Raw genomic sequence first — 8,514 nt, 5'->3', positions numbered from 1 at the left:
TTCAAGTTCTTACCTACGGATGCGTAGCTAGTCTGGAGCTACTAAAACTTAAAGATTAAACAGGCTTATTGGGTTAATCCAGTGTCTTTAAGATAGTACCGACCTCTAACATTGTCGTTCGCGCAGCGTCTCCCCTTGGGATCAGCTAACTTAACCCCAGAAAAGGTCCGGCTCAACAGAGCAAAACCGTTATGCGGACTTCAGTTGTCAGATTTCAGTTCGTAATTGCCGATCGCGGAAGTAGATTGCAATACTACACGGGATTACACAACTCCAAGGCGGTAATGTACCGATTAATCGATTCATGGAGAACAATCTTTATGCAGCGTAAACCTAGCCCCTCCTTGACTCTCGCCGCTAATTGGAGTACCAGTATAGCGGGAGTCTCCAAGAGGGCAGAAAGATGAAAAAGGGGATGCACCAAGATAACGGATTGAAGAAAGGGATGCACCCGGAAAACCCTTTGACGGTCCAGACTACTCAGACTCAGGTGCGCCCATTGGGATTTACTTGTCGGCGAGAGCAGAACGTCTTTTTTGCGAGGAGACAATTCCCAGACCGGATAGGATGATGGCAGTGACCATACCCGGTTCGGGAATTTTTTTGCTAGTGGGTGCTTCCCATTCTGTCATGCTTGCCCCTCTTAATGTACACTGATCCGCTTGAGAGCAATCCATTGTCATGCCCTGATGTGGGCTAGAAACCTCAGCGGAAGCTGCGAATACGGGTGTAAACCCACTTAGTCCGATTTGAACGACAGATATAGAGACCAATCCCAGAGCTAGTTTTAAAAACATCATTTACTTGATTCAATTTCTTGACGACTTATGCTGCTATTAACAGAATCTTCTAAAATTGCTGAATTGTCGCTAAGGTTACTCACTGCGGTTTCGTGTTTGTGATCGGGTGGGTGCTGTGAGTGAAGTCACATCGGCCTCCACCAGCAGCGATCGCAATTGACTCCTCAATTAGATAGAGTGTTTCAAACTGAAGGCAGATTGGACTCGTTTAATTCCTTGCTAAGACTAATGTACTTAGAAAATCTGGGACATTCATCTGTCGGGGGTGAGACTTTTAAGTGAGGGAAGTTGAGGCTTTGGTGAACCTAAAGATAGATTGAAAAACTCCAAAGATTAAACTCTGGGTCAACAAATTGACGGGTAAAGATAGGGAGCATCCCAATGCTCGCCGCCCTCACCCTAAATCCCTCTCCCAGAGTGGGAGAGGGACTTTGAATCTGGCTCCCATTCTCCCAAAAAGGGAGAATGGGGCTCCGGGGGATGAGGGCAGACTGTTCAAACATCGGATGCACCCTAAAGATATTATTCCTGTAGCGTGAAATAGAAAATGCCGGTTTAAAATTCCCCTGGGTGATGGAGTGTCATGAGGCTGCTGCAATCTGTCTAATGAAGTATTTTTGTCCAGGTAGTCTCGCCTCCTTGTAACCCGACCGGATTTTAGGTGGAATCAGTCCCAGATAAAGGTATATTGAGCCGAGATAGAGTTCCGCTGCCCCGAAATAGAAATAGCCTGCGCTACCTGGAATAGAGAGCGCAGGCGATTAGATGGGATGGCAATTAGCGAAGTTGTTCTAATTGGGGACTAACGTGAACCCGGAGGGTTTGACCCAATAACAAAAGACGACGGAGTTGGACTGGATCTTCCGGAGAAACGGCGAAGGATTCAGCAGAACCCGAGGCAATAGTAGTATCAACGGAGGTGAAACCGTGGAGATCGAGTTGTCCGGTGAGCCAACAGAAATAAAGCTCTTGGGAGTGTTCTAAGGACAAGCCGAGATTGAGTCGTTGACCGACGGCAATCAGGCGTTCTAAGCGATGAATATCGGCCTCTAGCAGTTCCGTTTGGACTTCGTGGAGGAGGTCCCAGAGCGATCGCAGGATGGACCGTTCTAAAATGACTTTGGCCTCGGGTAGATAGAGATGGCAACGGGTATGTTCGGCTTCCGTGGCGATCGCTTCTAACTCCCCTAAATGCCCAGACATCACCTGTCCATCACCCTGGGCCATCCCCAGTTCCTGTTCTAAACCCAGAACGGACTGCATACAGCGATGGCCCAAGGCAATCTCGGCGGCCACCTGTAACTCTTTCGGGACCAGCAGTTCATCCCGATGGAACCCCATCATGATCCCATAATTATCCCGATACACTTGGCTGTAAAGTTGGTCGAGACGCATCAAGGTTTCTTGACTTAACAGGCGCATGATCCGATGACGTTCCTCGGCAAACAGGTCGCGCAAATTGTAGGATTTCCCATCAAAATGCTCATTCATCGCCAGAATAGCATGGGCAGCACTGGCCTCTTGCAAGACACCGAACAGATGCTCTTTCATCTGAGTGTAGGCCCGTCGTCCGGTGAAGGGTTGAATGCTGCAATGGAAATCCCACCCGCCGAGATGGAGTACAGCAAAGACTAAATCGACACTTTCTCGGGTGATTTCCGAAACCAGTTGAAGTTGTCCGACTCCCAGAGTCAGGGGCCCCATGCGTTGCAACTGATAATCCCGTTGGTAAGCTTCATAGCAGTACACCCGATGTTGGGGGGCATAGCTGGTAAAGAGTCCGCTGATGGCGTAATGGGCGGCGACTTGCTCTAAGCTAATTTGATCGGTTTGGACCAGATCGCGATAAACCCCGGCCCCATCTTTAAAAGAATCGACGTTACTGGGCGCTAGGGCAAGACGAGCGATAAATTCTCGTTCGAGTTGGACTCCGGCGACATCTCCGGCGAGTTCGATCGCCCGGGCGGCATAACGGAGAATTTGCACCCCTTCCGGACGGGAGAGTTCTTCAAAGAACCAACCGCAACTGGTGTACATCAGCAAGCTGTGCCGCTGCATTTCCAGCAGGCGGAGGCCATCCACTTGTTCTAGGGGGGTGAGGGGGCGAGTTTGATGATGTCGGAAGAAGCGGTCGATATTTTCCGGGGAGCGATCGCGCAGGATTTTGATATATTCATCCCGGGCCTGCCAAGGGTCTAAGAACAGGTGGCGACCTTGTTCTTCATAGATGTCCGTGAGTTGATCCCGTAACCAGTTAAGTGACTCGCGCAGGGGACGCCGCCATTTTTGATGCCAACTGCCACCCCCCGCACAGCCACAATCATCCTGCCAGCGATCGACGCCGTGAGCGCAACTCCAAGCGGTGACGGGTTTGAGTTGGACTTCCCAGGAGGGGGGACTGATGCTCAAATAATGGGCAAAGTTGGTGACGGTCCAGCCATGTTTGGGGAATTCGCTGACGAAGGCGTAGGCGAGACATTTTTCGGTTCCGCCTTTGTGGTGACCGAAGGTTTCGCCGTCGGTGGCGACGGAGAGCAACTGACTGGGGCGGCCATCCCCTTGAATGGCTAGTCCTAAGCGTCCGAGGAGGTTATGGGAATTGTTGAGGAGGTCATCAAAGCCCATGTCTCGGGAAATTGGACCATCGTAGAAGAAGATATCGATGGATTTACGGTCTGATCCCCCTTGGGGATCAGGGAGAAAACAGCGATAAGGCCGGGTGGGATCAATTTGTGCTCCCCCGACTTCGATCCAGTCCGGTTGACCCTCACCTTCAGCGGGGATCACGCGGCAGCGTTGAGCTTGCGAGGGGGCCAGAATAATAAATTTAATGCCTTCGGCAATCAGGACTTCCAGGGTGGTGTAGTCTACGGCAGTTTCTGCTAACCACATTCCCTCGGGATCACGTCCGAAGCGGGATCGGAAGTCTTCTTTACCCCAGCGAATTTGGGTGTATTTATCCCGTTCGTTAGCCAGGGGCATGATGATGTGGTTGTAGACTTGGGCGATCGCATTGCCATGACCGTTGAGCCGCTGTGCACTTTTGCGATCGGCTTCGACGATGCGATTGTACACGTACATGTCATAGCGTTCCAGCCATGTCATTAAAGTAGCACCGATATTAAAGCTGAGATATTCATAGTTATTGACGATCCCCACCACTTCGCCAGAGTCGTTGAAGATTCGGGCGTAGGCATTCGGACGATAGCATTCGTGATAAATCCGCTCGTTCCAGTCGTGAAAGGGCGAGGCACTCGGTTGCCGCTCGATCGCATCTAAATAGGGGTTTTCGCGCGGGGGTTGGTAAAAATGTCCGTGAATCGAGACATAGACGCCCGTGGCGGTTTTGATGGGATCAATTTTGGCCGGTTCTGCCCGAGTTCCTGGGTGTTCTTCTGGAGTTAGGCTGATTAAGGTCGGATTCAGCATAATTGCTGTGTCGGATGAGGTTGTCATACTGTTAGATCTACAACTAAACAATCGATAAAATCTATCTTTAGGCAGGCGATCGCTGGGGTACAGAGTGTTGGATTAAGTGCAGGCAATTTGAAGAAAGTGGCGTGGCGATCGCGAAGGCATGACAAACTTGGCACGAACCGCCTTGCTCTGAGCCTAAACCGTGATCGCCCTTGCTGTTACTTCAACATGATCTCTAGGGCTATCTCTGGCGCGATCGCTGTTCTATCCGTTTTCTGCGATGAAGCTTCTGAAAGGCACTATAACCGATCCCCATTGCAAATAGTATGACCACCGTCTGAATTTCACACTTCAAAACAAATCTTTATTTTCTGAAACTTGCAAATCAAAATGTCTATGCTATAATCCGCTCCACAAGACTTATCCTGGGGTTTGTATCTTGCATCATGAATACATCCAAACTCAAGGTCACACGCTTTTGTGCTACAACAGATTTCGTTATGACTGAACGAATTCTGAGTTTCAATCTCCTAGTCTAATTACCTAGCCAAAACTGGAGGGAACTGATAGAAGGGTCTGTTGTAAACCAGCTTTGTCTTGAGGCAAGTCCAATCATGCAGGCCAATTTCAGGACAGTCTATAAGCTGAACTCTCCCCAAAACCGTCTGCTCAACCGGACTTAAACTCGACCGGGATTCGGTCATCTTTAAGCCTAGACTCTGCCCTCAAACACGCAGTTAGCGGCCTAGGAATACCCGAAAAATCTTCCTGATTCTTCCGGTTCAATTACCCCTGATTTTTTTACTGATACCTAACCAATTTGATGTTCATCAAAAACATTATTTTCATCGGCTTACTTGTTTTCGTACCCATTTCCATTGCCGGTCATTTTCTTGAATGGGAAGCCTCAACAATTTTTTTAACCGCTTGTTTGGGAATTATTCCCTTAGCAGCTTGGATGGGAACCGCCACGGAAGAAATTGCGGTAGTTGTCGGTCCGACTGTGGGCGGATTACTCAATGCGACCTTTGGCAACGCCACTGAATTAATTATCGCCTTGGTTGCCCTGAATGCGGGATTAATCAATGTCGTCAAAGCCAGCATTACGGGTTCAATTATTAGTAACCTGCTCCTCGTCATGGGGTTTTCCATGCTGCTGGGAGGTCTGCGGTACAAAGAACAACAATTTCAACCCATTGTAGCCCGGTTGAATGCCTCGGCAATGACTCTGGCGGTGATTGCCATGTTACTGCCCACCGCAGTAGATTTCACCTCCACTGGCATCGAAGAAAAGACCATGCAGCAACTCTCAATCTGCGTGGCGATCGTCTTAATCCTCGTTTATGTCTTAACCCTGGTGTTTTCCATGAAAACCCATGCCTACCTCTGTGATGTCGGGGAAGCTGAGTTAGAAGGGGAAGAAGGCGAAGCTATCAAACCCCCCAATGTCTGGCTATGGAGTGGGGTACTATTAGCCTGTACCCTGATGGTAGCTATCGAATCCGAATTTTTAGTCGCTTCCCTAGAAGAAGCCACTTCTATGCTGGGATTAACCGCACTCTTTACCGGGGTGATTGTGGTTCCGATTATTGGGAATGCGGCGGAACACGCTACGGCAGTGACAGTCGCGATGAAAAATAAGATGGACCTCTCAGTATCCGTGGCCCTGGGGTCAAGTTTGCAAATTGCCTTGTTTGTTGCGCCAGTCTTAGTCATTGCCGGTTATATCCTAGATAAACCGATGGATTTGAACTTTAACCCCTTTGAACTGGTGGCTGTGGCTGTATCAGTGGCTATTGCCAATTCGGTCAGTTCTGATGGCCGTTCTGATTGGCTGGAGGGGACTTTACTCCTGGCGACTTATCTGGTGTTGGGATTAGCATTTTACTTCCATCCGGTGATTGAAGGGATTGGATAGAAATTTGGCATTGGGTTTAGGACTTACGCATATTTTGAGAATCTACCCTAAATGTAGGGTTCATTCGCGAATGAACCCTACATTTAGAGGCTTATGCGTAAGTCCTGTGGGTTAAAAGACTTCGATACAATCAGGGTGAGCAATGCGAGCTTTTTTTTTGGGCTAGATGGGTTGGGTGTTGGCGCGTTTGAACCCGTTAAGACAGCGATCGCCAGGTTCTATAATTGACAGTTAGTTATGGAGGGCAATTTATACCCCGGGACAACCGGAGAGAATTCCCCCTATACTACAGATAGAGATCTCCTGTCTTCGCGATCGCCCCAAATCTTGCCCTCACCCGCTCAATCCAGCCCCCAAGCGTTTATGAGCTATTGCATTAACCCCGCCTGTCCTTCCCCCCACAATCGCGATCACAAACTCTTCTGTCTCGGTTGTGGGATGCAATTGCTGCTGGACCAACGGTATCGCCCGGTGAAAGCCCTCAGTTCTGGGGGCTTTAGCGTCATTTACCAAGTGGATGACCAGGGCCTACCCAAAGTCCTCAAAGTCCTCAACCTTACCCAATTTACCACCCTCCAAACCCAAAAAAAAGCCCTTTCCCTGTTTGAACGAGAAGCACGGGTCCTTAGTCAACTCCATCGCCAAGGGATTCCCTATATGGAACCCTCGGCTTATTTTACGATCGCCCCTCCGAACCGCAAAACTCCCTTACACTGTCTCGTCATGGAAAAAATCGAGGGAGTCAACCTCGAAGAATGGCTGAAACAACAAGGCACTCCCCTCACCCAAACCCTCGCCCTAGAATGGCTCAAACAATTGGTCATTCTGCTCCAAGAAGTCCATCACCACCAATTTTTCCATCGGGATATTAAACCCAGTAATATCATGCGCCAACCCGATGGCAATTTGGCCTTAATTGACTTTGGAACAGTTCGAGAGGTCGCTCATCTGGAACTTTCACCCCAAAATGTCACCCCTGCCGGAACCGTCATCATTTCCCGAGGATATGCACCACCGGAACAGGAAAAAGGACATACGGTGGAACAATCTGACTTTTTTGCCTTGGGTCGCACCTTTGTCTATTTGTTAACCCGCCAGCATCCCCTAACGTTTTATGAACCCTATACGGACGAATTTCGCTGGCGTAGTAGTGCGCCTGGGATATCATCAGAGTTTGCCGAATTCCTCGATCGCCTGATGGCACCCTTCCCCTCCCAGCGTCCCCGCAATACTGGGGAAATTTTATCCGAACTCGCCCGTTTAGACCAGATTCAGAACAGTCACCCCATCGTTCATTTAATGCCACCAACTCGGGCAATTTCTTTACTTGCGCCTTCTGGTGTTAAACCCACTGGCCGCGATTTTACCCTCGATCGCACCTTGGTCGGACATCAAGATGGGGTCTGGTCTGTGGCCCTTTCTCCTGGGGGTCATATCCTCGTCACCGGCAGTTGGGATAACACGATTAAAGTCTGGAATATCGCCACAGGGCAATTATTACGGACTCTCATGGGTCATCAGGAGGCAGTGTGGTCCGTGGCAGTCACTGCCGATGGTAAAACCCTGGCATCCGGCAGTTCAGATCAGCAGATTAAACTCTGGAACCTCCCCACGGGACAATTAATTCACACCCTCACAGGTCATTCTAACTGGGTCGCCGCAGTGGACCTCTCCCCAAATGGTAAGCTGATTGCCTCGGGGAGTTCGGATAAAACCATTAAAGTCTGGTCTGTTAAGAATGGGGAATTAATCCACACCCTCCAGGGTCACTGCTATGCCGTTACTTGCATCGCCTTTACTCCCGATGGCAAAACCCTCGTCAGTGGCAGTGGGGATAAAACCCTGAAAATTTGGTCCCTGGCAACGGGAGAATGTCTCTCGACTTTCACGGGACATCGCGCATCGGTGACTTGCCTTGCCATTAGTCCTGATGGCAAAACTGGGGTGAGTGGGGATGTCAAGCAGACCCTCTGTGTCTGGGATTTAGAGACTCAAAGAGTGAACTATACCCTGACGGGTCATTCGGGAACGATTTGGTCCGTGGCGATCGCCCCCGATGGTGAAACTTTTGTCAGCAGTTCTCGGGATAAAACGGTTAAAATTTGGAACTTACAGACCGGGGAATTACGCTGCACTCTCATGGGTCATCGCAGTGCGGTTAATGGGGTGGCGATCGCCCGCAGTGGTGAAATTCTCGTCAGTGCCAGTCATGACAAAACCATCAAAATTTGGCGATCGGCCAGTCAACTCTCAAACCTGGCGATCGGTTGATGACTTGCTCTGAACCACTTTGCTCTGATCGCTAAATCTTCTCAAAATTAGCCCAGTTTTGTTCAGTTCCCCAGCTTAAATCTCTCGCTAACTCGGCGACTCGGATAA

The 8,514-nt window shown here is 49.6% G+C and carries 4 protein-coding genes; 2 read left to right on the top strand and 2 right to left on the bottom strand.

Annotation, left to right across the window (positions count from 1 at the left end; all coding sequences use genetic code 11):
- Positions 1-506: 506 nt before the first annotated feature.
- Together J0895_RS26370 and J0895_RS10995 are read right to left on the bottom strand one after the other, a co-directional pair.
- Positions 507-632, bottom strand: coding sequence for a hypothetical protein (locus J0895_RS26370; protein ID WP_277989823.1), 126 nt, complete (start codon positions 630-632; stop codon positions 507-509).
- A gap of 945 nt (positions 633-1,577) precedes the next feature.
- Positions 1,578-4,229, bottom strand: coding sequence for a DUF3536 domain-containing protein (locus tag J0895_RS10995; RefSeq protein WP_207088140.1), 2,652 nt, complete (start codon positions 4,227-4,229; stop codon positions 1,578-1,580).
- An 811-nt stretch (positions 4,230-5,040) separates the two neighbouring features.
- Here J0895_RS10995 and cax point away from each other — a divergent pair.
- Both cax and J0895_RS10985 read left to right on the top strand, forming a co-directional pair.
- Positions 5,041-6,135: a calcium/proton exchanger gene (cax, locus tag J0895_RS10990; RefSeq protein ID WP_207088139.1), complete on the top strand. Its 1,095-nt coding sequence runs from the start codon at positions 5,041-5,043 to the stop codon at positions 6,133-6,135.
- Between the two features lie 237 nt (positions 6,136-6,372).
- Positions 6,373-8,406 (top strand): serine/threonine-protein kinase, encoded by a 2,034-nt coding sequence (locus J0895_RS10985; protein ID WP_207088138.1) that lies wholly within the window; start codon positions 6,373-6,375, stop codon positions 8,404-8,406.
- The last annotated feature ends 108 nt before the right edge of the window (positions 8,407-8,514 follow it).

The sequence above is a fragment of the Phormidium pseudopriestleyi FRX01 genome, assembly GCF_017313335.1.
GTDB lineage: Bacteria > Cyanobacteriota > Cyanobacteriia > Cyanobacteriales > Laspinemataceae > Laspinema > Laspinema pseudopriestleyi.
This window is presented reverse-complemented; position numbering and strand designations above follow the sequence as displayed.

What these genes read in the sequence shown, in the direction of transcription:
- J0895_RS26370 (WP_277989823.1), bottom strand. Translation starts at nt 632, where the DNA reads ATGACAGAATGGGAAGCACCCACTAGCAAAAAAATTCCCGAACCGGGT.
- J0895_RS10995 (WP_207088140.1), bottom strand. Translation starts at nt 4,229, where the DNA reads ATGCTGAATCCGACCTTAATCAGCCTAACTCCAGAAGAACACCCAGGA.
- J0895_RS10985 (WP_207088138.1), top strand. Translation starts at nt 6,373, where the DNA reads ATGGAGGGCAATTTATACCCCGGGACAACCGGAGAGAATTCCCCCTAT.
- cax (WP_207088139.1), top strand. Translation starts at nt 5,041, where the DNA reads ATGTTCATCAAAAACATTATTTTCATCGGCTTACTTGTTTTCGTACCC.